The following is a 26,015-nucleotide window of genomic DNA, read 5'->3' as shown; positions in this document are numbered from 1 at the left end:
CTTGGAGATGCGTTTACCTGGTGCGGATCGTGACGGCGGCGAGAGCGGTGAACAGGGCGGCCGCGGCCGCCAGCGACACCGCGTCGCCGCCGAGGGTGAGCAGTGCGGCGAAGAGCACGGTCGGGCCGAGCTCCATCGCCGTGTTCAGGACGCCTCCCGCGAGCCCCGCGCGGTCCGCGGGGACGCCCTCGACGGCGAGGACGGCGGCGCCCGCGAAGGACAGGGCGCCACCGGCCGGCAGCAGCAGGAGGCCGGGCAGCAGTCCGTACGCGTACGGGACGGAGCCGTCGAAGCCGGTCGCGGCGAGCAGGCCGAGCCCGGCGGCGGCCGTGCCGAGCCCGGCTCCGGTCACGCGCCCGGGGCCGTACCGCCCGATCAGCGGGCCCGCGAGCCGGCCCGAGCCGAGCAGCACGACCGCGAAGGGTACGAAGGCGGCGGAGGTGAGCAGCGGGGACCAGCCGCGCCCCTCCTGGAGGGCGAGGGACAGCAGCACGAAGACCGTGGCCGTTCCGGCCGCCGTGAGCCCGATCGCCGCGAGGCCCAGGGCGCGGCGGCCGTCGCGCGGGAAGTCCGGCGGCAGGAGCGGGTCGGCCGTCCGCCGCTCCACGGCCGCGAAGGCCGCGAGGAGCGCAAGGCCGGTGAGCAGCGGGACGAGGACCGGGGCCGAGCCCCATGCGTGGGCGTCGGTGAGGACGAGTCCGAAGCTGGCGAGCGTGATCCCGGCGGTCGCGAGCAGCGCGCCGGGCAGGTCCAGGGCCCGGTCCGCGCCGGGCGGGGTCGCGGGCAGCAGCCGGGGTGCGAGGAGCAGCGCGGCGACGGTCACGGCGACCGGTACGGCGAAGGTGCCGCGCCAGGAGGTGGCGGCCGCGATCACCCCGGAGAGCAGGTTCCCCGCGGTCGCGCCGAGCACGGAGAGCCCGCCCCAGGTGGCCATGGCCCGGCCGTACGCGACCGGTGCCGGGAACAGTGCCCGGAGCACGGCCATCGCGGCCGGGGCGACGAGCGCCGCGCCGACGCCCTGCCCGAAGCGGGCGGCGAGCAGCGCCTCGTATCCGGGAGCGAGCGGTGCGAGGGCGGAGGCGGCGCCGAAGAGCAGGAGCCCGGCGGTGAGGGTCCGGCGTCCGCCGAACCGGTCGGCGAGCCGGCCGCCGAGCAGGAGCAGTCCGGCGAAGGTCAGCCCGTAGGCGGCGCTCAGCAGGATCAGGTCGGCGCGGTCGAGCCGGAACTCGGCGCCGATGCGGGGGAGGGGGACGGCGAGGGCGGCGAGCGTGAAGATGAGCGTCATCTGCATGCCGCCGAGGAGGACGAATCCGCCACGGGTGCGGGCCCTCCGGTCGGGAGTGCCGGACGTGCCGGGCCGGTCGTCGGCGGTCGTTCCGTCGTGCCCACGCGCCTGCGCCGCTTGCATGATCCATCCCCCCGAGCAGTGCTTTACTTGACCGTTCGTTCCAATATGAGCGCCGAAGAAAGGGCGCCTCTGCGGCGCCCGTTCTTCAGTTCGTTCTTCAGTCGAGCAGTGTCAGTGCCTGCTCCGCCGCGTCCAGGACCCTGCCCGGCTCCGTCGAGGCCTTGCCGACCACCCTGATCCCCTGCATCAGGACGAGCAGCATCCGGGCCAGGGCCCGTGGGTCCCGGTCGGCCGGGAGTTCGCCCCCGGCGCGGGCCCGGGTGAGCGCCGCGTACAGGAGCGTCTCGATCAGCTCCCAGCTCATCTCGACCCGGCGCGCGACGGTGGTGTCGTGCGGCCCCAGTTCCGCCGCCGAGTTGGTGACGAAGCAGCCGTTCAGGCGTTCCTCGTCCGTCGACGCCTGGGCGGCGAAGCGGCGGACGAGCGCCCGGACGGCCGGCAGGGCCGGGCCCGGTGCGGACAGTTCCTCGACCATCCGCGGGTCGCGCGTCTCCAGGTAGCGGTCCATCGCCTTCAGGTACAGCTCGTGCTTGTTCCCGAAGGTCGCGTAGAGGCTGGCCCGGCCGATGCCGAGGCGCTCCACGAGGTCCGACATCGTCGTCGCCTCGTAGCCGCGCGCCCAGAACAGCTCGAGAGCGGCCTGGAGCGCGGCGTCCGGATCGAATTCCTTGGTCCTGGCCACGGGGAGACCGTACGGCTATCTGGAACGGTCGGTCAAGTCACTTGCCGCGTACGGGATATACCGCCACCGCGACCTCGTCGTCGTCCAGGCACCGCCCCGTCTCCAGGTCGAAACGCTGCTTCAGGAGCGGCGAGGCCACGAACGGCCGGCCGTCCGCCGAGCCGACGAGCCCCCGGGACAGCACCTGGGCCCCCGTGAACGGGTCGCGGTTGTCGATCGCGTAAAGGCGTCCCGTGCGGTCCCGGAAGACCGCCACCTGCCGGCCGTCCGGCAGCAGCGCCGCCACGCCCCGGCCCGGGGTCAGCCGGGACTCCTCGCAGACCGGCACCCACGCGTCGGGGGAGGGGGAGACTTCGAGCGTCGTGGTGGTGAGGGAGGTGAGAGTCGTCGTCATCGGGAGGAAGCCCCTTCCAGCGTGCTGTTCGTCCTGCCGAGCGTCAGGATCGTGAGGTCCGGCTTGATCTGGTCGCGCTCCGGCACGAACCGGACCGACGGGTCCGGCGCGTCCGGCGCGTTCACGAAGGACACGAAGCGCCGCAGCCGCTCCGGGTCGTCCAGGGTCTGCGCCCACTCGTCCTGGTAGTCGTCGACGTGCGCCGCCATCAGCGCCTCCAGCTCGTCGCAGAGGCCCAGCGAGTCGCGCACCACCACCTCCTTGAGGTGGTCGAGCCCGCCCTCCAGGCGCTCCAGCCACGTCGACGTCCGCTCAAGACGGTCCGCCGTCCGGATGTAGAACATCAGGAACCGGTCGATCAGCCGGACCAGTTCGGCGTCCGACAGGTCCTGCGCGAGCAGGTCCGCGTGGCGCGGGGTCGCGCCGCCGTTCCCGCCGACGTACAGGTTCCAGCCGTTGGCCGTCGCGATGATCCCGAAGTCCTTCGACTGCGCCTCCGCGCACTCGCGGGCGCAGCCCGAGACCGCCGACTTGAGCTTGTGCGGGGCGCGCAGGCCCCGGTAGCGCAGCTCCAGCTGGATCGCCATCTTCACCGAGTCCTGGACGCCGTACCGGCACCAGGTCTGCCCGACGCAGGACTTCACCGTGCGCAGCGACTTGCCGTACGCGTGCCCCGACTCGAAGCCCGCGTCCACGAGCCGCGTCCAGATCGCCGGGAGCTGGTCCACCCGGGCGCCGAAGAGGTCGATCCGCTGGCCGCCCGTGATCTTCGTGTAGAGGCCGAAGTCGCGGGCCACCTCGCCGATCACGATCAGCTTGTCCGGGGTGATCTCGCCGCCGGGGATGCGCGGCACGACCGAGTAGGAGCCGTTGCGCTGCATGTTGGCGAGGAAGTGGTCGTTGGTGTCCTGGAGGGAGGCCTGCTCGCCGTCCAGGATGTAACCATTGTTCAGGCTGGCCAGGATCGAGCCGACGGTCGGCTTGCAGACCTCGCAGCCCTCCCCGCCCTTCGCCGCGTCCCGCCCGTGCGAGTCGAGCAGCGCGGCGAACGAGGTGATCCGCAGGGTGCGGGCGATCTCGTACAGCTCGCTCCGGGTGTACGAGAAGCAGCCGCAGAGGCCCTTGTCCTTGGGCGCCGGCAGCAGTTTCTCGATCACCTTCACGCAACTGCCGCAGCCCGTACCGGCCTTGGTGCACTTCTTCACCTCGGCGAGCGACTCGCACTGGCCGATCGCGTGCTTGGTGACGTTGTGGCAGGAGCAGATCACCGCGTCGTCCGGCAGTGCCGAGGGACCGAGCGCCACCGGCGCGCCCGCGCCCGCCGGGAGCACCAGCTGCTCGGGCGAGACCGGCGGCACCGTACCGGTGAGCGGCCGGAGCAGTCCGTACTGCTCGGCGTCGCCGACCAGGACGCCGCCGAGCAGCACCCCTTCGCCGGAGATCACCAGCTTCTTGTAGACGCCCGAACGGGAGTCGGAGTACACGACGTCGAGGCAGCCCTCGGCCGTGCCGTGCGCGTCACCGAAGGAGGCCACGTCCACACCGAGCAGCTTCAGCTTCGTCGACATGTCGGCACCGGTGAACCCGTCGACGGTCCCGTCCGTGCCCTCGGCGATCGTCGCCGCCGCCGTCTGCGCCATCTCGTAGCCCGGCGCCACCAGGCCGTACACCCGGCCGTCGGAGGCGAGCGCGCACTCGCCGATCGCGAACACCGCCGGGTCGGACGTCCGGCACAGCTCGTCGACCGCGATGCCGCCGCGCTCCCCGACGGTCAGACCGCAGTCGCGGGCCAGCTGGTCCCGGGGCCGTACACCGGCCGAGAACACCACCATGTCCGTGGCGACCTCGGAGCCGTCCGACAGCTTCATGCCCGTCACGGCGCCGTCCGTCGTCACGACCTCCTGCGTGCCCGTCCCGGTGTGGACGGTCAGCCCCATCCGCTCGATCGTGCGGAGCAGCGCGGCACCGCCGCCCTCGTCGACCTGCACCGGCATGAGCCGCGGCGCGAACTCCACCACGTGGGTGTCGAGCCCGAGGCCCTTCAGCGCGCCCGCCGCCTCCAGACCGAGCAGACCGCCGCCGACGACCGCGCCGGTCCTCGCCGTCTTCGCGTACTCCTCGATCGCCAGGAGGTCCTCGATCGTGCGGTAGACGAAACAGCCGCGGGCGTCCTTGCCGGGCACCGGCGGCACGAACGGGTACGAGCCGGTGGCCAGGACGAGCGAGTCGTACGCGAAGACCCGCCCCGAACGGGCGGTGACCGTACGGGCCTCCCGGTCCACCGACTCCGCCGGATCGCCGACGTACAGCTCGATGCCGTGCTTCTCCATGAAGCCCGCCTCGACCATCGACAGGTCGTCCGGGGTCTTGCCGGAGAAGTACGAGGTCAGCTGCACGCGGTCGTACGCGGGGCGCGGCTCCTCGCAGAGCACCACGATCCTGGCCCGCTCGGTGACCCCACGGTCGGCGAGCGACTCCAGGAACCGCTGGCCGACCATTCCGTGGCCGACCAGGACGATCGTCGGGGTGTGCGCGGTCATGTCAGCGCTCATGTCAGGAGCCTCCGTCGTGGGTGAGCAGGTGGAGCAGGGGGGCCTCCGGGAGGGCTTCGTCGCCCTCCCAGGCCCGTGCGAGCGCGCCGACCGCGGCCAGATCGCCGAGGAGGACGCCCCCGACGAGCCGGTCCCCGCGGACGACGACCTTGCGGTACGCGCTGCGCGTGGCGTCGGTGAGCTGGACGACGTCGTCGCCCGGCCGGGGGGTGGCGTCGCCGAAGGCGGCGAGATCGAGCGGCTGCGAGCCGCCGAGCGTGAGACGGGTGAGGGCACGGGTGCCGGAGTAGCGCGCCGCGGGCGCGCCGCGGGTGAGCAGGTCCGCCAGGACGTCCGCCTGTTCGAGTGCCGGGCCGGCCAGGCCGTAGACCCGGCCGTCGTGCTCGGCGCAGTCCCCGACCGCGTGGATGTACGGGTCGGACGTCCGCAGCTCGTCGTCGACGAGGACGCCCCGGCCGACGTCGAGCCCCGCCTCCCTGGCGAGGGCGACGCGCGGCCGCACCCCGCACGCCAGGACCACGACCTGGGCGTCGAGCACGAAGCCGTCGGCCAGTTCGACCGCCGTCACCGCCCCGTCCCGCTGACGGAGCCCGCTCACCCGGCACTCGGTGTGCACCTCGACCCCGAGGGCCTCGACGTGCTCGCGCAGCAACGCCGAGGCGTGCGCGTCGAGCTGGCGCTCCATCAGGCGCTCGCCCTGCTGGGTGAGGACCACCTCGGCGCCGAGGGCCGCGAGGGCCCGCGTCGCCGAGACCCCGAGGAGCCCGCCGCCGATGACCACCGCCCGCGTCCCGGGCCGGACCCGGTCGCGCAGCGCCAGGCAGTCGTCGAGCGTACGGAAGGCGTGGACGCCCTCCGGGAGTTCCGCCCCGCGCAGTCCGCGCAGCGGCGGAAGCACCGGGTTGGAGCCCGTGGCGAGGACCAGCCGGTCGTAGCCGACCAGCGAACCGTCCGCGCACTCCACCGTCCGGGCCGCCCGGTCGATCCGCACGGCCCGCACCCCGAGCCGTACCGGCTCCCGGGTCTCGGGCAGGGCGATCACCTCGGGGGCGTACCGCCCGGCGAGGACGTCGGCGAGCAGCACCCTGTTGTAGGGGGCGTGCGGCTCCTCGCCGACGAGGGTGACGGGCAGGCGCTGGGCGAGCCGGGCGCCCGCCGTCCCGCCCCCGACCACCACGATCCGTGTACTCATACCGGGAAGCGTGCGCGGCCGGTGTTTCCCGACGGGATCCCGACTGTTTCCCGTACGGAACGCTGATCTCCGCCCCCGGGCCCGCCCGCTGTGAGGGCCCGGGAGGGTTAACCCGCGGTCAGCCTCGGCTCAAGCCCGCCTTAAGGATCCGGGGGAGGGGGCTGAGCTGCGGATTCCCGTATACGGGCGGACCTAGGGTGCCGGATGTGACCACCGAGGCCAGCCATCCTCTCTACGTACCCCTCCCCGGCCGGCAGCCGCCCGCGCCTGTTCCGACGGCTGCGGCTGCCGCTCCTGCCCCCGCCCCCGCGCTGAGGCTTCCTCCCGAGCGGCTGCGGACCGCGATCGTCGCCGGCGCGGGGGCCGTCGCCCTGCTCTGGGGGCTCCAGGCCCGGCCCTCCGCACGGCTCGACGCCCTCTTCGCGTCCGGCGCCCACCTCACCGGCCTCCTCGCCGGATACGGCGTCCTCGTCCTGCTGCTGCTCATGGCCCGCGTTCCGGCCGTCGAGCACGGCGTCGGCGCCGACCGGCTCGCCCGCTGGCACGCCCTCGGCGGCCGGTACGCCCTCGGCCTGATCGGCGCCCACGCGCTCCTCGCCCTCTGGGGCCACGCCGTCCACACCCGTACCGACCTCGTCACCGCCACCGAGGACCTCCTCGGGTACGGGGCGATCGCCGCCGCCACCGCGGGCACCGCCCTGTTCGTCGCCGTCGGCGTCAGCTCCGCCCGGGCCGTGCGGCGCAGGGTCCGGCACGAGACCTGGCGGGCGATCCACCTCGGCGGGCTCCTCGCCGCCGCCCTCGGCTTCGTCCACCAGTTCGCGGGCCCCGACCTCGCCGGCGGTCTCCTCACCCGCTGGCTCTGGTCGATGGCCCACGGCACCGTCGCCGTCCTCCTCCTCTGGTACCGGATCGTCGTCCCCGCCCGCGCCGCCCTCCGCCACGACCTGCGGGTCGTCGAGGTCCGCGACGAGGGCCCCGGGGTCGTGTCGGTCCTCGTGCGCGGCAGGGGAGTGGCCCGGCTGTGCGCCGAACCCGGCCAGTTCTTCCGCTGGCGGTTCCTGCGGCGCGGACTGTGGGCGACCGCGCTGCCCTTCTCCCTGTCGGCGCCGGTCCGCGACGACACCCTGCGGATCACCGTGAAGGCGCTCGGCGACCACACGCGCCGCATCCGGCGGCTCCGCCCCGGCACCCGGGTCCTGGCGACGGGCCCGTTCGGCGCGCTCACCGCGCACCGGCGCACCCGCCGCAAGGTCCTGCTGCTCGCCGGAGGGGTCGGCATCACCCCGCTGCGCGCGCTCTTCGAGACGCTGCCCGGCGGGCCGGGCGACGTGACCCTCCTCTACCGGGCGTCCGACGCGGGCGGTCTCGTACTGCGCGAGGAGCTGGAGGGCATCGCCCGCGAACGGCGGGCCGCACTCCACTACCTCCTCGGCCCGTCGGACGGCTCCTTCGACCCCCTCGCGCCCCGCGCGCTCCGCGACCTCGTGCCGGACCTCGCCGCCCACGACGTGTACCTGTGCGGCCCGCCGGCGATGGCCAGGGCCGCCACCGCCCACCTGATCAGGGCCGGGGTGCCGGCCTCCCGCATCCACCGTGAGGACTTCGACCATGGGTAGACACGGCACCCCGCGCGTGCCCACGGTCCAGCAGGCCCGGCGGCGCCTCGCCGCCGCGCTCCTCGGCACCGGCGCGCTCGCCGCGACCCTCCTCACGGCCGCCGTCACCCCGGCCGCCCCGCCCGCGCCCGACCGGGCGCCCGGGGCCGCAAGCTCAGAGCTAGCTCAACGATCAGACGATTGATGGACGGGTCAACGATCCCCTCCCTAGGCTCACGGCCATGCCCGAGACATCGCTGACCACCCTTGTCCTGCTCTGCCTCGCCGCGCTCGTGGCGGGCTGGATCGACGCCGTGGTCGGCGGCGGCGGACTGCTCCTGCTGCCCGCCCTGCTGCTCGGCCTGCCGAACGTCCCCGCCGCGCACATCCTCGGCACCAACAAGGCCGTCGCGATCGTCGGCACCACCGGGGCCGCCGTCACCTACGTCCGCAAGGCGCCCGTACAGGTCTGGACGGCGGTGCGCATCGGTCTCGCGGCCCTCGCGGGCTCCATGGGCGGCGCCTTCTTCGCGGCCGGGATCAGCAGCGACGTCCTGCGTCCGGTCATCATGGTGGTGCTGCTCGCGGTGGCGGCCTTCGTGATGCTGCGGCCCTCGTTCGGCGCGAAGCCGGCGGGGGAGGAGCGGGCGCCGCTGACCCGGGCCCGGATCGTGACCGCGATCGTCGTGGTCGGCGGCGGGATCGGTTTCTACGACGGCCTGTTCGGGCCGGGCACCGGCACCTTCCTGGTCCTCGCCCTGACCGCCGTGCTCCACCTCGACCTGGTGACGGCCTCCGCCACCGCCAAGATCGTCAACGTCTGCACCAACGCGGGCGCGCTCGCCATGTTCGCGTACCAGGGCAGCGTGTACTGGCAGCTCGCCGCCGTCATGGCGGTCTTCAACCTGGTCGGCGGGACCGTCGGGGCGCGGATGGCCCTGAGCAAGGGCGCCGAGTTCGTGCGCGGGGTGCTGCTCGTCGTGGTCCTGTCGCTGGTCGCGAAGCTCGCCTTCGACCAGTGGGCGTGACGGCTCAGCGCACTCCGATGAGGTGGCCGAAGGCGACCACGTTCCCCTGGTAGCCGTTCTTCTTCGAGAAGCCGCCGCCGCAGGTGATCACCCGGATCTCGGCCCGGTCGGCCTCGTCGTACACCTTCCGGTCCGGGAACTCCTCGTTCTCGTACACCTCGACCGCGTCGACCGTGAACACGGCGGTCCTGCCGTCCTGCCGGTCCACCTCGATCCGGTGGCCCTTCTTCAGCGCGCCGAGCGTGTAGAAGACGGCGGGTCCCTCGGCGTTGTCGACGTGGCCCGCGACGATCGCCGTGCCCTTGGCGCCGGGCGGGGTGCCGTCCTCGTACCAGCCGGCCATGTTCCGGTTCCCGGCCGGCGGTACGCCGAGCGAACCGTCCGCGGCCAGGCCGAGCCGCATCATCGGGGTGTCCACGTCGGTCTCGGGGATGCGCAGCCGGACCGGCGCCGACGGCGGCAGCGGGTCGGCGGCCGCGTCGGTGTGCACGCTCGGCCCGGCGGCGAAGGCCTGCGCGGCCGACGGTACGGGCGGGGTGACCTGCTCCGATCCGTCCTGGACGAGCCAGAGCCCGACGCAGGCGGCCACGGCTATGCCCCAGCCCTTGCTCCTGTTGCTCACTGGGTTCCCTCGGTCGGTTCGCTTCCCTGCTGCTGGGGGTGTGGCCCTGCCCCCGCCGGGCCGTGTACGGGCGCGCGGCGGGGGCAGGACAGGCGGGTGGTCTCAGTGCCCCCGCGCGCCGCTCGCCCGGCGGCGCAGGAGCAGGACCCCGCCCACGGCAGCCGCGGCCAGCACCGCCGCGCCCGCCGTGACCTGGGCGGTGTCAGGGCCGACGCTGCCCCCGACACCGGTCTGGACGTGGCCGCTGGGGCGCCGGTGCTTGACCGTCAGGTCACCCCGGGCCGTCTTGCCGTTGTCGCAGGCCACGCTGATGCCGTAGGTGCCGGGCTTGGCGTGCTCCGGCACGGTGAACTGTCCGACCACGACCTCTTTGTGCGTGCTCGGGTGCAGATGGAACTCACCCGCGCCCAGCGAGTTCGCGTCCCCGACGCCGCGGCCGTGCTTGCCGCAGGCGAGCGTGTTGACGGTGACGGTGGTGCCGGGGGTGGCCTCGGAGGGGTAGACCTCCAGCGCTTCGGAGTTCCCGGCGTACGCCGAGGGGACGGCGAAGGCTCCGATCGCGGCGACCGTCAGCGCGGTACCGGTGAACAGACGGACAGTGGTGCGCATGGGGGCCTCCGGGGCGCGCGAGCGGTCGAGCGGATCGGCCTCCCGGGAGGGACTTCCCGGAACGGCCTTCTGTGACCGAGATAAGAGCCGTCACGCGCCCGCCGCCTGCTGATGAGGCATCAGGATTGGGCCGTCCGATACGGTGTGTCGCCTGGATTCCGGGTGTTTACGCAGGTCAGCGCGGGTTTCGACGCGTCGGTCGGTAGCCCGTGCCGAACGGGTGACCAGGGTTCCCGACCTGTCCGGGGGACCGGGCCGAGCGGGACCTGACCGAGCGGACCTGACCTGGCCCTGCTCGGCTCGGTTCCCGCCCTGCTCGGGCCCCGCTCGTGAACCGGCGCCTACCCGATCCCGGTCAGGCCGCCGATCGCCGCCAGGGCCCATTCCTGTGCGCCCATCGTCGTGCCGGCCGCGACGCCCGTCGCCACCGGGGCGAGGGCGCCCCGCAAGGTGGTGAGCGCCCGGCGCACCCTGCTCTCCTCGACGGCCTCCGGCCCGGTGATCTCCGCGAGGACCTCCTCGGCGGCGGCTGCCGCGTCCTCGCGGTCCTGATCGGGGAGGCCCGCCTGGGGCAGCTGCCGGAGGAGTTCGCGCACCAGCTCGGCGAGCGCCTCGTACCCCGGTGCGACCGTGGTGTCGCTCCGCTGGTTCTGGGTGACCGTCTCGTTGTTCCAGGCGAACTGGGAGTGCGAGACGGAGCCGTGGAAGACCGGGCCGTCGTTCGGGTGCTGCGCTTCCTGCGGATCACTCATGGGTCGGACCGTCCTCTGTCGTCTGGTTCTGGGTGGCGGTGTCGTTGTTCCACGAGAACTGGCTGTTGTCGACCGGGCCGTTGATCACGGGTCCCGCGTAGTTGTTGATGATCGTCGGTGCCTGCTCGACCGTGCGGACGGTCTTCCGTACGACCGGGAGCGACGTGCGCAACGAGACGAGCTCGACGCGGCCGTTGTGCAGGACGGCGCGTCCCCGTGTCCCGTTCACCGAGCAGTCCACCAGGCGGCCTCCGCTCTCGTCGGTGAAGGCGGCGCCCGCGCTCGCGCAGTCGGTGAACTCGCTGTTCCCGACGTCCATGTAGCCGGACTCGCTCGCGGTGAGACCGGTTCCCTCCGACCCGTTCACCGTCAGGTGCCTCGCCCGGAGCTTCCCTCTGCCGAAGGCGACGGCGCCGCCGACGCTCACCGCCGTGACCGTGCTGTCGTGGACGAACAGCTGTGCCTCCTCACCGACGCCGAACCCCACCACGCCCCGCTCGGCCGTCACCCTCTTGAGCGTGACCCTGGACTGGCCGAGCGCGGTCACGGCGGTCTCGAAGTCGCGGAACACCACATCGGTGAGGCCGGCCGTGGTCCCGCCGTCCCCCTTGGTGTCCAGGCCCAGCGTGCAGCGGTCCACCCGGACGTGCTCGAACAGGCCTTCCGAGCCGTTCCAGACCCGCAGCGCCGAGTTCGTCAGATCCTCCACCGCGATCCCGGTGAACCGGCCCCGGCCCCCCTCGGTGACGGCGATGCCGACATTGCCTCCCGAGACGCGGCAGTCGTGGACCTCCGGCGTCCCGCCCTCGGACGCGAACACCGCGACGTTGCCCGCGCCGAGGACCTGGCAGTCCTCGAACCGGCCCCTGGCGGCGGTGCGGACGTAGATGCCGGTGTCACGGCAGTCGGTGAGGACGCAGCCGCGCACCACCGGGTCGGCGCCGCTCGCCGCGGCGATCCCGTGCCGTGCTCCGGTGACCCTCGTGGTGTCGACGGAGCCCCGGGACTGCTCGATGAACGTGACTCCCTCCCCGTGGACGGAGGTGATCGCGCAGTCCGCCACGGTGAGCCGTGCCCGGGCGTCCGCCATGAGGGCCGCCTGCCCGGTGTCGGTCAGCTCGCAGCCGACGACCTCCGCCTGTGCGTCGCTGACCCGCAGCCCGTGGATCCGGCTGCCCTCGATCCTGCTGCCCCGGACCACGACCCGGGCGCCTTCGATCACGGCGATCGCGTTGTCCGCGGCGTCGGTGAACCGGCACCGTTCGACGAGTCCGACACTCCCGGTGAAGAGCGTCCGGCCGTGGGCGACGACGCTGTCCCGCAGGGTGACGGAGGTGCCCGGCGGGGCGTGCACTCCGACGCCGCCGTGCGCCCAGACCTCCGTGTGTTCGAGCGTGAGCGTTCCCGCGTGGCAGCCGGCGACGACGGACTCCCGTCCGACCAGGGTGAGTCCGTGGACGCCGACCGATCCGGCCGAGAGCAGGACGGGGCCGCGGGGCAGGCCGACCACGACGGAGCCGGGGCCCTCGGCCGCGACCAGCCGCACCTCACCCCTGATGTCGAGGAACTCCTCGTAACGGCCGGGTGCGATCTCGATCAGCGCCGCCCGGCCCCGCGCGGCGGCCGCGCGGAGCGCCGACGCGATGTCGGGGTGGGTGCGACGACCGCCGCGCGGCGAGACGACGTATCTCGCGACCATGTCCGATGACTCCCCCGTGAGGTGTGAGGCGTGAGGTGTGAGGTCGTGAAGTCCGTGGCTCCGTCCGGCCGGCGCCGTCGTGCGGCCCGTGCCGTTCCGCGGCGCGCTCTGCTCTACCGACCGTGCCGTTCTACAGCGCGTCCCGCTCCACCGCGTCGTACGCCGAGTACACCCGCCCCATCAGCTCCTCGTCCACCGCGAACGTGACCTCGTCGATCGACGTCACGGGCGCGATGCTCCGGGAGTTGGTCACCAGGGCGGTCCGGTAACCGGGCAGGTCGGCCAGGGTGACCGGGCGCCGGACCGACGGCAGCCGGGTCTCCAGGAGGGTCATGGTGATCCCCTCCAGGCAGGGCGCGGACGGCCAGACCAGGGAAGTGCCGTCCCAGAAGGCGATGTTGGTGATCGCGCCCTCGGCGATCTCGCCGTACGGGGAGGTCAGCAGGGCCTCGTCGTAGCCGGCCCGCCGCGCCGCCTCGCGGTGGTAGCTCTGGCCGAAGCCGCCCAGGTGCTTGATGTGGGGCGCGGGGCGCCAGTAGTCGACGGTCGTCAGGCGCTGCGGGGCGCCGGGGCCGTCGGGGGCCGGCGGGGCGACGGTCACCGCGAGGCGGGCGCCCTCGTACACGTACACCCGTACCGAGGCGTCCCGGCGCCCGGCCGTCTCCAGGGCTCCGGCGACGAGGCCGCGGACCCGCTTCCCGTCCAGTTCCCGGCCGAAGAGCTCGCGGGTGGAGCGGTCGAGGCGGGCGAGGTGCCGGTCGAGGCCCTTCACCCGGCCGTCCCGTACCTGCATCGCCGTGAAGTGGCCGAAGCCGCTCATGAGGGTGGCGAGCAGCGCCGGGTCGGCGGCGGGGACGCCGTCGATCTCGATGTGCTCGGGCGGAGTCGTCATGCCCTCACCGTACGTCCGGGGGAAGGGCTTTGAGGGCGGCCTCGGATCACCGCTTGACCTCAACCAAACTTGAGGTACCACGATCATCGACATGGACACCACGAACTCCACGCGGACCCTGCCCCTCCACCTCGCCCTCGTCGTCGCGAGCGACCGCGAAGGCCGCTTCGCACCCGTCATCACCGACTGGTTCCGCTCCCGCCTCGCCGAGCGCGACGACTTCACCGTCACCGTCGTCGACCTCGCCGAGATCGACCTCCCCACCTCCCTCTCCCCCACCCCCTCCCCGGCCGTCCGCGCCGAACTCGCCAAGGTCACCCCGGTGTTGGAGGCCGCCGACGCCTTCGTCGTCATCACCCCCGAGTACAACCACTCCTTCCCCGCCTCCCTCAAGAACCTGATCGACCGGCACTACGCCGAATGGCACGCCAAGCCCGTCGGCTTCGTCTCCTACGGCGGCATCTCCGGCGGCCTGCGGGCCGTCGAACAGCTCCGCCAGGTCTACGCCGAGCTGCACGCCGTCACCGTCCGCGAGACCGTCTCCTTCCACCACGCCCACGGGCAGTTCGACGGCGAGGGCCGGCACAAGGACCCCGCCCCCGTCGAGGGCGCGGCCAAGGTGCTCCTCGACCAGCTCGGCTGGTGGGCCAGGGCCCTGAAGGACGCCAAGGCGATCCGCCCGTACGGCGCGTGAGGAACCGTCACCATGTTGCTGCGTCTGCTCGCCCCCCGCCTCAGGCCCTACCGGGCCCTCCTCGCCCTCCTCGTCGCCCTCCAGCTCGTCCAGACCCTGGCCTCCCTCACCCTGCCCACCCTCAACGCCGACGTCATCGACCAGGGCGTCCTGCGCGGGGACACCGACCGTGTCCTCACCGGCGGCGCCGCGATGATCGCCGTCACCCTCCTCCAGGCGGCGGCCGCGGCCGCCGCCACCTACACCGGCGCCAGGATCGCCATGGGCGTCGCCCGTGACCTGCGCTCCGAGGTCTTCCGCCGGGTGCAGGACTTCTCCGCGCGGGAGCGGGGCCGCTTCGGCGCCGCCTCCCTCATCACCCGTACCACCAACGACGTCCAGCAGATCCAGACGTTCACCGTCCTCGTCCTGACCATGCTGGTCGCCGCGCCGCTCCTCTGCATCGGCGGCATCGCCATGGCCCTGCGCCAGGACGTGCCGCTCGCCCTGGTCCTGTTCCTCTTCGTGCCCGTGATGGCCGGGGCCGTCGGCACCGTCGTCCTGCGGTTGCGGCCCCTCTTCCGCGGCATGCAGGAGCGTGTCGACCGCGCCAACCGGGTGCTGCGCGAGCAGATCACCGGCGTCCGGGTGGTCCGCGCCTTCGTCCGGGACCGGCACGAGCGGGAGCGGTTCGCCGCCGCCAACGACGAACTGCTCTCCGTCGGCCTCCGGGCCGGCCGGCTCCAGGCCCTCATGTTCCCGACGGTGCTCATCGTCTGGCAGCTGACGACGGTCGCCCTCGTGTACGCCGGTGCCCACCGCATCGACACGGGCGCCCTCCGGCCGGGCGAGCTCTTCGCCTTCCTCGGCTACCAGCTCCAGATCTCCATGTCCGTGATGATGGTCCTCTTCCTGCTCATGCACATGCCCAGGGCCGAGGCGGGCGCGGAGCGCGTCGGCGAGGTCCTGGCGACCGAGTCGAGCGTGGTGCCGCCGTCGGAGCCGGTGCGGACGCTGGACCGGCGGGGGCATCTGGAGGTCAAGGGCGCGGTCTTCCGCTACCCGGGTGCGGAGGAGTCGGTGCTCAAGGACGTCGGGCTCGTCGCCCGGCCCGGTGAGACCACCGCGATCATCGGCTCGACCGGCAGTGGCAAGTCGACGCTGCTCGGGCTCGTGCCCCGGCTCTTCGACGCCACCGGCGGCGAGGTCCTCGTCGACGGCGTCGACGTCAGGAGGCTCGACCCCGAACTGATGGCGAAGACCGTGGGACTCGTCCCGCAGAAGCCGTACCTCTTCTCCGGGACCGTCGCCACCAACCTCCGGTACGGCAGGCCCGACGCCACCGACGAGGAACTCTGGCACGCCCTCGAGGTCGCCCAGGCCGCCGACTTCGTACGCGAACTCGACGACGGCCTCGACGCGCCCGTCTCCCAGGGAGGCACCAACTTCTCCGGCGGCCAGCGGCAGCGGCTCGCCATCGCCCGGGTCCTCGTCGCCCGCCCCCGCCTCTACCTCTTCGACGACTCCTTCTCCGCCCTCGACCCCCGGACCGACGCCCGGCTCCGCGCCGCCCTGCGGGAGGAGACCGCCGACGCGACCGTCGTGATCGTCGCCCAGCGGGTCTCCACCATCCGGGACGCCGACCGGATCGTCGTCCTCGACCGGGGCCGGAACGTCGGCGACGGCACCCACCCGTCCCTGATGGCGGACAACGCCACCTACCGGGAGATCGTCCTCTCCCAGCTCACCGAGGAGGAAGCCGCATGAGTACGGCCACGGAGAGCCGCGCGGAGGGCACCGGAAGCACGCGCACGACGGAGAAGCCGTCCACCGCCTCCCCCGCCCCCGCCCGCACCGGCCCCACCCCCCAGCGCGGCCCCGGCCTCCCCGCCGCCCCCTCCCTCGAACGCTCCCTCTCCTTCCGCTCCTCGGGGCTCCGGCTCCTGCGCACCCTCGCCCCCGACAAGGCCCGGCTCCTCGCCGTCCTCGCCGCCGGCGCCACGGGCGTCTCCCTCTCCGTCCTCGGCCCGCTCCTCCTCGGCCGCGCCACCGACCTCGTCGTCACCGGCGCCACCGGCCCGGCCGGGGTCGACTTCGCGGCCGTCGGCCGGGTCCTCGCCCTCTCCGTCCTCGTCGTCGCCGGCTCCTCCCTGCTCACCTGGGTCCAGCTGCGGATCGCCACCACCGTCGTCCAGCGGGCCGGGCACCGGCTCAGGAAGCGGGCCCAGCACAAGCTGGCGAAACTGCCCCTGACGTATCTCGACCGGCAGTCGCGCGGCGAGGTCCTCTCCCGCACCACCAACGACATCGACAACATCGTCCAGACCCTCCAGCAGGCCTTCAGCCAGATGGTCCGCGCCCTCCTCACCCTGGTCGGCGTCCTCGCGATGATGTTCTGGATCTCCCCGCTGCTCGCCCTCGTCGCCCTCGCCACCGTCCCCGTCTCGGTCGCCGTCGCCGCCTTCGTCGGGCGCCGCGCCCAGCCGCAGTTCGTGAAGCAGTGGGCGGTCACCGGCCGGCTCGGCAGCCACGTCGAGGAGATGATCACCGGCCACACCGAGGTCGTCGCCTTCGGGCGGCGGGCCGAGGCCGTTCGCCGCTTCGACGAGCTCGGCGAGGAGCTGTACCGGGCGAGCTTCCGCGCCCAGTTCGTGTCCGGGTTCATCCAGCCGGCCCTGACCTTCGTCGGCAACCTGAACTACGTCGTCATCGCCGTGGTCGGCGGCCTGCGGGTGGCGAGCGGCACCCTCTCCGTCGGCGACGTGCAGGCCTTCGTCCAGTACTCGTACGACTTCAACGGCCCCATCACCCAGGTCGCCGCCATGGCCAACCTCCTCCAGTCCGGAGTGGCCTCCGCGGAACGGGTCTTCGACCTCCTCGACGCCGAGGAGGAGTCCCCGGACCCGAAGGAACCGCGGCGGCCCGCCGAGCTCCGCGGCCGGGTCTCCTTCGAGAAGGTCGCCTTCCACTACGAGGACGGCAAGCCGCTCATCGAGGACCTGTCGCTCACCGTCGAACCCGGCAGCACCGTCGCCATCGTCGGCCCCACGGGCGCGGGCAAGACCACCCTGGTCAACCTGCTCCTGCGCTTCCACGAGGTCACCGGCGGCCGGATCACCCTCGACGGCGTCGACACGGCCGCGATGACCCGGGAGGAACTGCGCTCCGGCACCGGCATGGTCCTCCAGGACACCTGGCTGTTCGGCGGCACCATCGCCGACAACATCGCGTACGGGGTGCCCGGCGAGGTCTCCAGGGAGCGGATCGTCGAGGCCGCGCGGGCCGCGCACGCCGACCGGTTCGTCCGCACCCTGCCCGAGGGGTACGACACCGTCCTCGACGAGGACGGCGGAGGCCTCAGCGCGGGTGAGAAGCAGCTGATCACCCTGGCCCGCGCCTTCCTCGCCGACCCGGTGATCCTCGTCCTCGACGAGGCCACCAGCTCCGTCGACACCCGCACCGAACTCCTCGTGCAGCAGGCCATGTCCTCGCTGCGCGCCGGGCGGACCAGCTTCGTCGTCGCCCACCGGCTCTCCACGATCCGGGACGCCGACACGATCCTGGTGATGGAGCGCGGCTCGATCGCCGAGCAGGGAACCCACGAGGAACTGCTCGCCGCCGGAGGGGCGTACGCCCGGCTGCACGCCGCCCAGTTCGCCCGTACGGTGGAGACGTGATCGTCACCGTCACCACCACCACCGACGCGCGCGCCAAGGCCGACGCCCTGGCGCGCGGCGCCGTCGAGGCCCGGCTCGCCGCCTGCGCGCAGGTCGTCGGGCCCGTCACCTCCGTCTACCACTGGCGGGGCGCGATCGAGACCGCCGAGGAGTGGCAGGTGGTCTTCAAGACCACCGAGGCCCGCCACCCGGCCCTCGAGGCGCACCTGCTCGCCGCCCACGACTACGAGACGCCCGAGATCCTCGCCGTCCGGGTGACCCGGGTCTCCGAGGACTACGCCCGCTGGGTCGAGCGGGAGACCTCGGCGGCGGCCCCGATGATCGAGAGCCCGGCGGCCGCCGAGCGGCCGTTCTTCGTGTACGGGACGCTGCGCCCCGGCGCGTACAACCACGACCGGTTCCTCGCCGGCCGGATCGGGACCGAGACGGACGCCGTGCTGCACGGGGCGGTCCTGCACGACGGGCCCGGCCATCCGTACGTCGTCCCGGCGAAGGGGGGCCGGGTGGTCGGCACCCTGCTCACGCCCGCGTCCGGCGACTACGGCGAGCTGTTCGGCCTGCTCGACCGCCTCGAGCTGCCCGTCGGGTACGAGCGGGTGGCGATGGACGTCGTACGGGTACGGGACGGGGCGCGGGTCTCCGCCTGGGTGTTCGCGGCGGCGGCGGACGCGCCCCTCGGCCCGGTCATCGAGAGCGGCGACTGGTTCAACCGGGCGTAGGGAACCCGCAGGTCGGGCCGGGCCCGTCGGTCGGGCCGGGCCCGTCGGTCGGGCCGGGCCCGTCGGTCGGGCCGGGCCCGTCGGTCAGGTCGGATCCGTCGGTCAGGCCGGGTCCACCGGTCAGGCCGGGCCCGCGGTGTCCTCGGGAGCGGCCGGCTCCAGGCGGACCGCGCACACCTTGAACTCGGGCATCCGGGAGATAGGGTCGAGCGCCGGGTTCACGAGCGTGTTCGCCCGCCCCTCCCCGTACCAGTGGAACGGCATGAAGACCGTGTCCGGCCGGATGGCCGTCGTGATCCGGGCCGGGGCCACGGCCCGGCCGCGCCGCGAGACCACCGCGACCCGCTCGCCCTCGGCCACCCCGAGCCGCTCGGCGACCCGGGGATGGAGCTCCACGAAGGGACCGGGCGCCGCCGCGTTCAGCTCGGCGACCCGCCGGGTCTGCGCCCCCGACTGGTACTGGGAGACGACCCGGCCGGTGGTGAGGACGACCGGGTACTCGGCGTCCGTTTCCTCGGCCGCCGCCCGGTGCACCACCGGCACGAACCTGGCCCGCCCGTCGGGGGTCGCGAACCGGTCGAGGAACAGCCGGGGCGTTCCCTCGTGTTCGGGCGTGGGGCAGGGCCAGAACACGCCCTGCTCCTCCTCGATCCGCCGGTAGCTGATGCCCGCGTAGTCGGCGGGCCCGCCCGCCGAGGCGCGGCGCAGCTCCTCGAAGACCTCCTCCGGGTCGGCGGAGAAGCCCTTCTCCCAGCCGAGGAGCCCGGCGAGCGCGTGCAGCACCTCCAGGTCGCTGCGCACCCCGGCGGGCGGGGTGAGGGCGCGGCGGCGGAGCAGCACCCGGCCCTCCAGGTTGGTCATGGTGCCGGTCTCCTCCGCCCACTGGGTGACGGGCAGCACGACGTCGGCGAGCGCGGCGGTCTCGGAGAGGACGACGTCGGCGACGGCGAGGAAGTCGAGCGACCGCAGCCGCTCCTCGACGTGCGCGGCGCGCGGCGCGGAGACCACCGGGTTGGAGCCCATGAGGAGCAGGGACTTCACGTCGCCGCCGAGCGCGTCGAGGAGCTCGTACGCGCTCCGCCCGGGGCCCGGCAGCGACTCGGGCGGCACTCCCCACACCCCGGCCACGTGCGCGCGTGCGGCCGGGTCGTCGAGCTTGCGGTAGCCGGGCAGCTGGTCGGCCTTCTGGCCGTGCTCGCGGCCGCCCTGGCCGTTGCCCTGGCCGGTGAGGCAGCCGTAGCCGCTGAGCGGCCGCCCCGCCTTTCCGGTGGCGAGGCACAGGTTGATCCAGGCGCCGACGGTGTCCGTCCCCTTGGACTGCTGCTCGGGGCCGCGCGCGGTGAGCACCATGCCGGTGGGCGCGTCGGAGAACAGCGCGACGGCCTCCCGGAGCCGCGGCACGGGCACGCCGGTGATCCGCTCGACCTGCTCGGGCCAGTGGGACATGGCCCCGGCGCGCGCGGCCTCCCAGCCGGAGGTGCGCTCGGCGACGAACTCCTCGTCCACCCGGCCCTCGGCGACGACGAGGTGCAGCATGCCGAGGGCGAGCGCGAGGTCGGTGCCGGGGCGCGGCGCGAGGTGCAGATCGGCCTGTTCGGCGGTGCGGGTGCGGCGCGGGTCGATGACGATCAGCTTGCCGCCGTTCTCCTTCAGCTCGGTGAGGTAGCGGAGGGCGGGCGGCATGGTCTCGGCGAGGTTGGAGCCGACGAGGATCACGCAGCCGGTCCGCGGGATGTCCTCCAGGGGGAAGGGGAGTCCCCGGTCGAGGCCGAAGGCCCTGCCGTGCGCGGCGGCGGCCGAGGACATGCAGAAGCGCCCGTTGTAGTCGATCTGCGAGGTGCCGAGGACCAGCCGGGCGAACTTCCCGAGCGTGTACGCCTTCTCGTTGGTGAGGCCGCCGCCGCCGAAGACCCCCACGGCGTCCGGGCCGTGGTCGGCGCGGGTCCGGCTCAGCCCCTCGGCGACGGCGGCGAGTGCCTCCTCCCAGGTCGCGGGCGTCAGGGCCCCCGTGTCAGGGCATCGGACCAGGGGCTCGGTGAGCCTGACCCGGGAGGAGAGTACGGAGGGGGCGGTGCGGCCCTTGCCGCACAGGGCGCCCCTGTTGACGGGGAAGTCGGTCCGGTCGACCACCTCGGCGGGCAGCTCCGGGACGCCGGTGGGGCGGAGCGACATGCCGCACTGCAGGGCGCAGTAGGGGCAGTGGGTGGGTACGGCGGTGACCTCGGACATGAGGCCAGCGTGCGTCAGACGTGTTACGCGGGGCGGCGCCGCGTATTACGGGCGCGGTGCTCTCCGCTCAGCTCACGGCCGGCCGGGAGGTGAGGCCGGGCGGCGTCGGTCACCCGCGGTCCCGGGGTGAGGCCAGCGCCTCGGTGACGCCCTCCTCCTCCGGCCCGAGGAACCGCGGGTCGGGCCGCAGGCCGGCGTCGAGGGCGGCCTTGCCCGCCGCGAACAGCTCCCGGGTGGTGCCGTAGTACCAGGTGCGGTCGTGGGGTTCGGGGACCCCGACGCCGTACGCGTCGACGCCCGCCCGCCCGCACAGGGCGACGGCCCTCTTGATGTGGAAGTCCTGGGTGACGAGCACGGCCCGGTCGACCCCGAAGACCTTGCGGGCCCGGACGCAGGAGTCCCAGGTGTCGAAGCCCGCGTAGTCGCTGACGATCCGGCCGTCCGGCACCCCGCGCGCGGTCAGGTACGCGCGCATGGCGCTGGGTTCGTCGTACGCGGTCCTGCTGTTGTCACCGGTGACGAGGAGGACCCGGACCTTGCCCGTCCGGTACAGCTCGGCGGCGGTGTCGAGCCGGTGCGCGAGGTACGGGGTGGGGCGCCCGTTCCACAGCCCGGCGCCGAAGACGACGCCGACGTCCCGGGCGGGCACGTCGGCGGTGGTACGGACCTTCCCGGCGGCGGCGGTGTGCATCCAGGTGGACGGGAGCAGGGCGAGGACGGCGCCCGCCACCACGGCCTGGACGGTACGGCGGCGGGCCCGGGTGGTGCGGGGGACGAACCGGGTGAGCCGTGCCGGCATGCGGGAACCTCCGGGGAGCGTGGGCGGGTGTCGGTCTGTCACCCCGTCACCCCGTCGTCGTGCTGTCACTCCGTCCGACGCGCGGCGGCGGGATTCGGTTCGCCGGCGCCCCGGTCTGTTCCGTACAACACACCGGCGAGGACCATCCCGAGCAGCATGCCGAGCAGCTGGGCGGCGGCGAAGGCGGGCACCGAGGCGGGGGCGATCCCGGTGAAGGAGTCGGAGAACGCGCGGCCGACGGTGGCGGCCGGGTTGGCGAAGGAACCGGAGGAGGTGAACCAGATCGCCGCGCCGATGTACCCGGCGACCGCGACGGGGGCGAGTCCGGGCCTGCCGATGTGGCGCAGCCCCTGCACGACGAGGACGAGCCCGGCGGTGGCGACGGCCTCGCCGAGCAGCAGGTGCGGCGCCGAACGCGCCTCGGTGGCCCAGGCGCCGGGCGCCCGCCCGAACATCGCCTCGGCGAGCAGGGCTCCCGCGACGGCCCCGGCGAGCTGGGCGCCGATGTAGGCGAGCGCCTCGCGCCCTCCCCCGGACTCCGTCCGGGGGGACCCCCAGCGCGCGGGGCGCCGGGACCACCACTCCGACAGGGTCACGACGGGGTTGAAGTGGGCCCCGGAGAGCGGCCCGATGAGGGCGATGAGCAGCCCGAGGCCGAGGGCGGAGGCGGCGGCGTTGGCGATCAGCCGGACGCCGATGTCCTGGCTGAGGGTGTCGGCGCGGATGCCGGAGCCGACGACGACGGCGACGAGGGCGGCGGTGCCGATGAACTCGGCGGCGGCGCGCCGGGGGAGCGCGGGCGGGGACATTCTCATAGTGGAAAAGATATTCCGTGATTCGGAATGAAAAAAGGGGGGAGGGGAAGGTGCGGGGCCCCGTACGATCCGCGCATGATCATCGATGCCGTCCTCGGGGACGCGGTCCGCAACAACGCCGAGTGGTGCCAGGCCATGTGCGCCGTCCACGGACTCACCGGCACCTTCGCCCCCCGCGCCTGGACCAGTGCCGACCGGACCCCGCTCTACTACCCGGACGCGGTGACCCTCACGGAGGACGCGGACGCGAAGGACGTCCTCGCCGGCATCGACCGCACCACCCCCGGCGCCTCGGTGAAGGACAGCTTCGCCCGCCTCGACCTGGCCGCCGAGGGCTTCCGCCTCCTCTTCGAGGCCCGCTGGATCCACCGGGCGGCGGGACTTCAGCGCCCCCCGGCCGCGCCCGGCTGGCGCCCCGTCCGCACCCCGGAGGAACTCGCCGCCTGGGCCCTCGCCTGGAGCGGCGACGACGCCGACGACGCGGCGCTGTTCCGCCCCGGGCTCCTCGCCGACCCGGCGACGACGATCGTCGCCGGGTACGCCGACGACGGCCGGATCCTCGGCGGCGCGGTCCTCACCGCGAGCGCCCGTGTCACCGGCCTCTCCAACCTCTTCGCCACGGGGGACACCGACCCGTCCTACACCTGGGCGGGCGCCCTCGCCGCCGCCCCCGAGGACCGCCCGGTCGTCGGCTACGAGTCCGGCGGCGGCCTGCCCCCGGCCCTCGCCGCCGGCTTCGAGGAACTCGCCCCCCTGCGAGTCTGGCTGAGCACCTGACCCACCCACGTGCGGGCGACCGCCCCGCACCCGCCGCCCGCCGTACGGGCACCCACCTGCCTGGGCCAGCCCCCCGGTGTGGGCATTCGCCCCGCTGGGCCGGGCGCCCACCCGCCTGGGCCAGCCACCCCCCCCGTGTGGGCAATCGTCCCGCTGGGGCGGGACGGGTGGGCACACGGGACGGCGCCCTCGGCGGGCACCTCCGCCCCTTGCGCCTGAACCCTCACCACCAGCGGCGGTGCACCCGGGGTGCGGGCTGCACGAACTGTGCGGCGCCCACCGGGTGCGGGTTCGGGCGCGAAAGCCTGGGCCCGGCAGGGGCGCCGTCCGTCGTGCCCACCCTCCCCCAAGCTCCCGGCTTCGCTCGAGCAGGGGGGACCCCCATCGCCCCTGGCGGACGATTGCCCCCAACGAGGGTGGGCAACGTCCAGCGGAGTGCGTGCCCGCAACGGGGGCGGGGCGGCCGTCCCGGCGGGGCGGGCCCCGGTGCTGTGAGGTCACGGCAAAGACCCGTCACCCGCCCGAAACGGCCAGGCAACGCGCCCCCGGCAGGATCGGTCCATGACGGACCCGGACAGCACGTTCGACAGCGCAGCCGAGCTGCTCGGCAGGATCACCGAGCAGCTCGGGACCCAGCTCGGCCACGTGCATCCGTACGGCCGTCGGCCACGGAAGCACGACGAGGAGGCCCGCCCGCCCATGAACGTCACCACCCTCGTCGCACCGCCCCCCGTCCCCGCCCCCACCCTCGTCGCCGTCGGGCACGGCAGCCGCGACCCCCGCGCCCGCGCCACCCTGAGCCGTCTCCTCGACCGGGTCCGCGAGCTGCGGCCCGGACTCGACGCGCGGCTCGCGCACATCGAGCTGAACGCCCCGCTCCTCGACGCCACCCTCGCCGAGCTCGCCGCCGAGAACCGGGACGCCGTGCTCGTACCCCTGCTCTTCGCCCCCGGGTACCACGTCACCCACGACCTGCCCGCCGCCGTCGCCGCCGTGCCCGCCCTCCGGGCCCGGGTCGCCGAACCGCTCGGCGCGCACCCGCTCCTCGTCGAGGCCCTCGCCGACCGGCTCGCGCAGGCCGGCTGGGGCCCCGAGGACGGGACCTCCCGGGGCACCGGGGTCGTGCTCGCCTCCGCCGGGTCCCGCGACCCCCTGTCGGGCGCCGAGATCCGCCGTATCGCCGCGCTCCTCGGCGAGCGCCTCGGGGGCGTCCCCGTCGTCCCCGCCTACGCCTCCGCCGCCGCGCCCACCGTCGCCGAGGCCGTCCGCGCGCTCGCCGCCCGGGGCCGCCACCGGGTCGCCGTCGCCTCCTGCTTCACCGCCCCCGGCCTCTTCGCCACCCGCGCCGCCGCCGACGCCCCCTGGATCGCCGCCGCCCCGCTCGGCGCCCACCCGGCCCTCGCCCGGCTCGTCCTCCACCGCTACGACCGGGTCCGCGCGACCCTCCCCATGAGGGAACTCGCCGCCGTCTGAGCGCTTCTGTCGGTCCCTCCGGTTACCTTCGAGGCATGGAAGGCATCGCAGACACCGCAGACACCAAGGACAGCCCGGACATCACAGACACCCCCGGCTACGACTCCGCCGCGACCGACCGCTGGGCCGCCGAGCCCGACAAACGCCCCGGGCGCACCGCCTTCCAGCGCGACCGCGCCCGCGTGCTGCACTCCGCCGCGCTCCGCAGGCTCGCCGGCAAGACCCAGGTCGTCACCCCCGGCACCCGCGGCCACGCCTGGGACGCCAGCCCCCGCACCCGGCTCACCCACTCCCTGGAGTGCGCCCAGGTCGGCCGGGAGCTCGGCGCCGCCCTCGGCTGCGACCCCGACCTCGTCGAGGCCGCCTGCCTCTCCCACGACATGGGCCACCCGCCCTTCGGGCACAACGGCGAGCAGGCGCTCAACGACGTCGCCAAGGACTGCGGCGGTTTCGAGGGGAACGCCCAGTCGCTCCGCCTCCTCACCCGCATCGAGCCCAAGCGCTTCGTGAAGGACGCCGAGGGGGACCTCGTCAGCGTCGGACTCAACCTCACCAGGGCCGCCCTCGACGCCGCCACCAAGTACCCCTGGGGCCGCGGGGCGCACCCCGAGGACCCCGGCTCGTCCAAGTTCGGCGTGTACGAGGACGACCTGCCCGTCTTCGAGTGGATCCGGCAGGGCGCCCCCGCCGACCGCAAGTGCTTCGAGGCCCAGGTCATGGACTGGTCCGACGACGTGGCCTACTCGGTGCACGACTTCGAGGACGGCCTGCACGCCGGGCACATCGACCCGAACCTCCTGTTCGCCGAGCCCGAGCGCGCCGACGTCTTCGCCGTCGCCATCGGCCGCTACGTACCCGAGGACACCGACCCGCAGGAGCTCGCCGAGGCCCTCGACCGGCTCGTCGACCAGGAGTGGTGGCCGCACGGCTACGACGGCTCGGCCGTCGCCCAGGCCCGCCTCAAGGACGCCACCAGCCAGCTCATCGGCCGTTTCTGCCTGGCCGCCGAGGGGGCGACACGGCAGGCGTACGGTTCGGGCCGCCTCACCCGTTACGGTGCCGAGCTCGTCGTCCCCCGCGCCACGCGCAACGAGTGCGCCGTCCTCAAGGCAGTCGCCGACCGGTACGTGATGCAGCGCGCCGAGCAGGAGGCCCTCCGCGCCGACCAGCGCGTCGTCGTCGCCGAACTCGCCGAGGCCCTCGTCGTCCGCGCGCCCGACGGACTCGAACCGCAGTTCCGGTCCCTGTTCGACGCCGCGCGGGACGACCGGGCCCGCAAGCGCGTCATCGTCGACCAGATCGCCTCCCTCACCGACGCCTCCGCCCGCGCCCTCCACGCCCGCCTCCGCCACCCCCGTTCCTCGTAACGGCCCTCTTCCCCCGCCACCCTCCGTGCGGGACGCTCGCATGCAGGTCCGGAGGCGG

At 74.0% G+C, this 26,015-nt stretch carries 23 protein-coding genes; 10 read left to right on the top strand and 13 right to left on the bottom strand.

The features are described from left to right. Positions 1-13 precede the first annotated feature (13 nt). From ACFWUY_RS13385 to ACFWUY_RS13365, 5 genes are all read right to left on the bottom strand, one after another. Positions 14-1,408 (bottom strand): MFS transporter, encoded by a 1,395-nt coding sequence (locus ACFWUY_RS13385; protein ID WP_384106696.1) that lies wholly within the window; start codon positions 1,406-1,408, stop codon positions 14-16. A gap of 97 nt (positions 1,409-1,505) precedes the next feature. Continuing rightward, a complete protein-coding gene (locus tag ACFWUY_RS13380; protein ID WP_384106694.1) occupies positions 1,506-2,090 on the bottom strand; it encodes a TetR/AcrR family transcriptional regulator in 585 nt (194 codons plus the stop codon). 37 nt (positions 2,091-2,127) lie between these two features. Further along, positions 2,128-2,484: a nitrite reductase small subunit NirD gene (gene nirD, locus ACFWUY_RS13375; protein ID WP_384106691.1), complete on the bottom strand. Its 357-nt coding sequence runs from the start codon at positions 2,482-2,484 to the stop codon at positions 2,128-2,130. Next, a complete protein-coding gene (gene nirB, locus ACFWUY_RS13370; protein ID WP_384106688.1) occupies positions 2,481-5,036 on the bottom strand; it encodes a nitrite reductase large subunit NirB in 2,556 nt (851 codons plus the stop codon). Before nirB ends, nirD begins: the two co-directional genes overlap by 4 nt. A 1-nt stretch (position 5,037) precedes the next feature. Further along, complete coding sequence (locus ACFWUY_RS13365; RefSeq protein ID WP_384106685.1) at positions 5,038-6,228, bottom strand: NAD(P)/FAD-dependent oxidoreductase; 1,191 nt, start codon at positions 6,226-6,228, stop codon at positions 5,038-5,040. A 197-nt stretch (positions 6,229-6,425) separates the two neighbouring features. Here ACFWUY_RS13365 and ACFWUY_RS13360 point away from each other — a divergent pair, with 197 nt between their 5' ends. Genes ACFWUY_RS13360 through ACFWUY_RS13350 form a run of 3 tightly spaced genes read left to right on the top strand, consistent with a single transcriptional unit; the run spans position 6,426 to position 8,854 of the window. Next, complete coding sequence (locus tag ACFWUY_RS13360; RefSeq protein WP_384106682.1) at positions 6,426-7,847, top strand: ferric reductase-like transmembrane domain-containing protein; 1,422 nt, start codon at positions 6,426-6,428, stop codon at positions 7,845-7,847. Continuing rightward, a complete protein-coding gene (locus ACFWUY_RS13355; protein ID WP_384106680.1) occupies positions 7,840-8,031 on the top strand; it encodes a hypothetical protein in 192 nt (63 codons plus the stop codon). Before ACFWUY_RS13360 ends, ACFWUY_RS13355 begins: the two co-directional genes overlap by 8 nt. A 37-nt stretch (positions 8,032-8,068) precedes the next feature. Continuing rightward, the gene (locus tag ACFWUY_RS13350) at positions 8,069-8,854 is read left to right on the top strand and encodes a sulfite exporter TauE/SafE family protein (RefSeq protein ID WP_384106678.1); all 786 of its coding nucleotides are present in this window, start codon (positions 8,069-8,071) and stop codon (positions 8,852-8,854) included. A 4-nt stretch (positions 8,855-8,858) separates the two neighbouring features. Here ACFWUY_RS13350 and ACFWUY_RS13345 read toward each other — a convergent pair whose 3' ends face one another. The 5 genes from ACFWUY_RS13345 to ACFWUY_RS13325 form a co-directional block, all read right to left on the bottom strand. Then, positions 8,859-9,476, bottom strand: a complete 618-nt coding sequence (locus ACFWUY_RS13345) for a class F sortase (protein ID WP_384106676.1) — start codon at positions 9,474-9,476, stop codon at positions 8,859-8,861. Positions 9,477-9,578: 102 nt separating this feature from the next. Further along, complete coding sequence (locus tag ACFWUY_RS13340; protein ID WP_384106674.1) at positions 9,579-10,085, bottom strand: hypothetical protein; 507 nt, start codon at positions 10,083-10,085, stop codon at positions 9,579-9,581. Positions 10,086-10,426: 341 nt separating this feature from the next. Further along, positions 10,427-10,837 carry a hypothetical protein gene (locus ACFWUY_RS13335; protein WP_384106672.1) on the bottom strand — a complete coding sequence of 137 codons (411 nt, stop codon included), beginning with the start codon at positions 10,835-10,837 and terminating at the stop codon, positions 10,427-10,429. Next, a complete protein-coding gene (locus ACFWUY_RS13330; protein WP_384106670.1) occupies positions 10,830-12,536 on the bottom strand; it encodes a right-handed parallel beta-helix repeat-containing protein in 1,707 nt (568 codons plus the stop codon). Before ACFWUY_RS13330 ends, ACFWUY_RS13335 begins: the two co-directional genes overlap by 8 nt. A 130-nt stretch (positions 12,537-12,666) precedes the next feature. Further along, complete coding sequence (locus tag ACFWUY_RS13325; RefSeq protein ID WP_384106668.1) at positions 12,667-13,428, bottom strand: aminotransferase class IV; 762 nt, start codon at positions 13,426-13,428, stop codon at positions 12,667-12,669. A gap of 91 nt (positions 13,429-13,519) precedes the next feature. On the opposite strand from ACFWUY_RS13325, the gene ACFWUY_RS13320 reads away from it, so the two are divergent. From ACFWUY_RS13320 to cutA, 4 genes are read left to right on the top strand one after another with little or no spacing between them, the layout of a single operon-like run. Next, positions 13,520-14,122: an NADPH-dependent FMN reductase gene (locus ACFWUY_RS13320; RefSeq protein WP_384106666.1), complete on the top strand. Its 603-nt coding sequence runs from the start codon at positions 13,520-13,522 to the stop codon at positions 14,120-14,122. Between the two features lie 12 nt (positions 14,123-14,134). Then, positions 14,135-15,868 carry an ABC transporter ATP-binding protein gene (locus tag ACFWUY_RS13315; protein WP_384106664.1) on the top strand — a complete coding sequence of 578 codons (1,734 nt, stop codon included), beginning with the start codon at positions 14,135-14,137 and terminating at the stop codon, positions 15,866-15,868. After that, the gene (locus ACFWUY_RS13310; RefSeq protein ID WP_384106662.1) at positions 15,865-17,778 is read left to right on the top strand and encodes an ABC transporter ATP-binding protein; all 1,914 of its coding nucleotides are present in this window, start codon (positions 15,865-15,867) and stop codon (positions 17,776-17,778) included. Before ACFWUY_RS13315 ends, ACFWUY_RS13310 begins: the two co-directional genes overlap by 4 nt. Next, positions 17,775-18,497 carry a divalent cation tolerance protein CutA gene (gene cutA / locus ACFWUY_RS13305; protein WP_384106660.1) on the top strand — a complete coding sequence of 241 codons (723 nt, stop codon included), beginning with the start codon at positions 17,775-17,777 and terminating at the stop codon, positions 18,495-18,497. The genes ACFWUY_RS13310 and cutA overlap by 4 nt, the downstream gene beginning before the upstream one ends. 120 nt (positions 18,498-18,617) lie before the next feature. Here cutA and ACFWUY_RS13300 read toward each other — a convergent pair whose 3' ends face one another. From ACFWUY_RS13300 to ACFWUY_RS13290, 3 genes are all read right to left on the bottom strand, one after another. After that, on the bottom strand, positions 18,618-20,726 hold the full coding sequence (locus ACFWUY_RS13300) for a molybdopterin oxidoreductase family protein (protein WP_384106659.1): 2,109 nt from the start codon (positions 20,724-20,726) through the stop codon (positions 18,618-18,620). A gap of 109 nt (positions 20,727-20,835) precedes the next feature. After that, positions 20,836-21,525 carry a vancomycin high temperature exclusion protein gene (locus ACFWUY_RS13295; protein ID WP_384106657.1) on the bottom strand — a complete coding sequence of 230 codons (690 nt, stop codon included), beginning with the start codon at positions 21,523-21,525 and terminating at the stop codon, positions 20,836-20,838. A gap of 65 nt (positions 21,526-21,590) precedes the next feature. Continuing rightward, positions 21,591-22,340: an aquaporin gene (locus tag ACFWUY_RS13290; protein ID WP_384106655.1), complete on the bottom strand. Its 750-nt coding sequence runs from the start codon at positions 22,338-22,340 to the stop codon at positions 21,591-21,593. A 75-nt stretch (positions 22,341-22,415) separates the two neighbouring features. Between ACFWUY_RS13290 and ACFWUY_RS13285 the strand changes: the two genes are divergently transcribed. The 3 genes from ACFWUY_RS13285 to ACFWUY_RS13275 all read left to right on the top strand — a co-directional run bounded on the left by ACFWUY_RS13285 (position 22,416) and on the right by ACFWUY_RS13275 (position 25,957). Then, a complete protein-coding gene (locus ACFWUY_RS13285) occupies positions 22,416-23,117 on the top strand; it encodes a hypothetical protein (RefSeq protein WP_384106652.1) in 702 nt (233 codons plus the stop codon). Positions 23,118-23,816: 699 nt separating this feature from the next. Beyond that, complete coding sequence (locus tag ACFWUY_RS13280; protein WP_384106867.1) at positions 23,817-24,590, top strand: sirohydrochlorin chelatase; 774 nt, start codon at positions 23,817-23,819, stop codon at positions 24,588-24,590. 35 nt (positions 24,591-24,625) lie between these two features. Then, a complete protein-coding gene (locus tag ACFWUY_RS13275) occupies positions 24,626-25,957 on the top strand; it encodes a deoxyguanosinetriphosphate triphosphohydrolase (protein WP_384106648.1) in 1,332 nt (443 codons plus the stop codon). Positions 25,958-26,015: the final 58 nt, after the last annotated feature.

This window comes from Streptomyces sp. NPDC058664, assembly GCF_042716635.1.
Classification (GTDB): Bacteria; Actinomycetota; Actinomycetes; order Streptomycetales; family Streptomycetaceae; genus Streptomyces.
The sequence above is the reverse complement of the archived record's forward strand: the minus strand, read 5'-3'. Positions and strand labels throughout refer to the sequence as shown.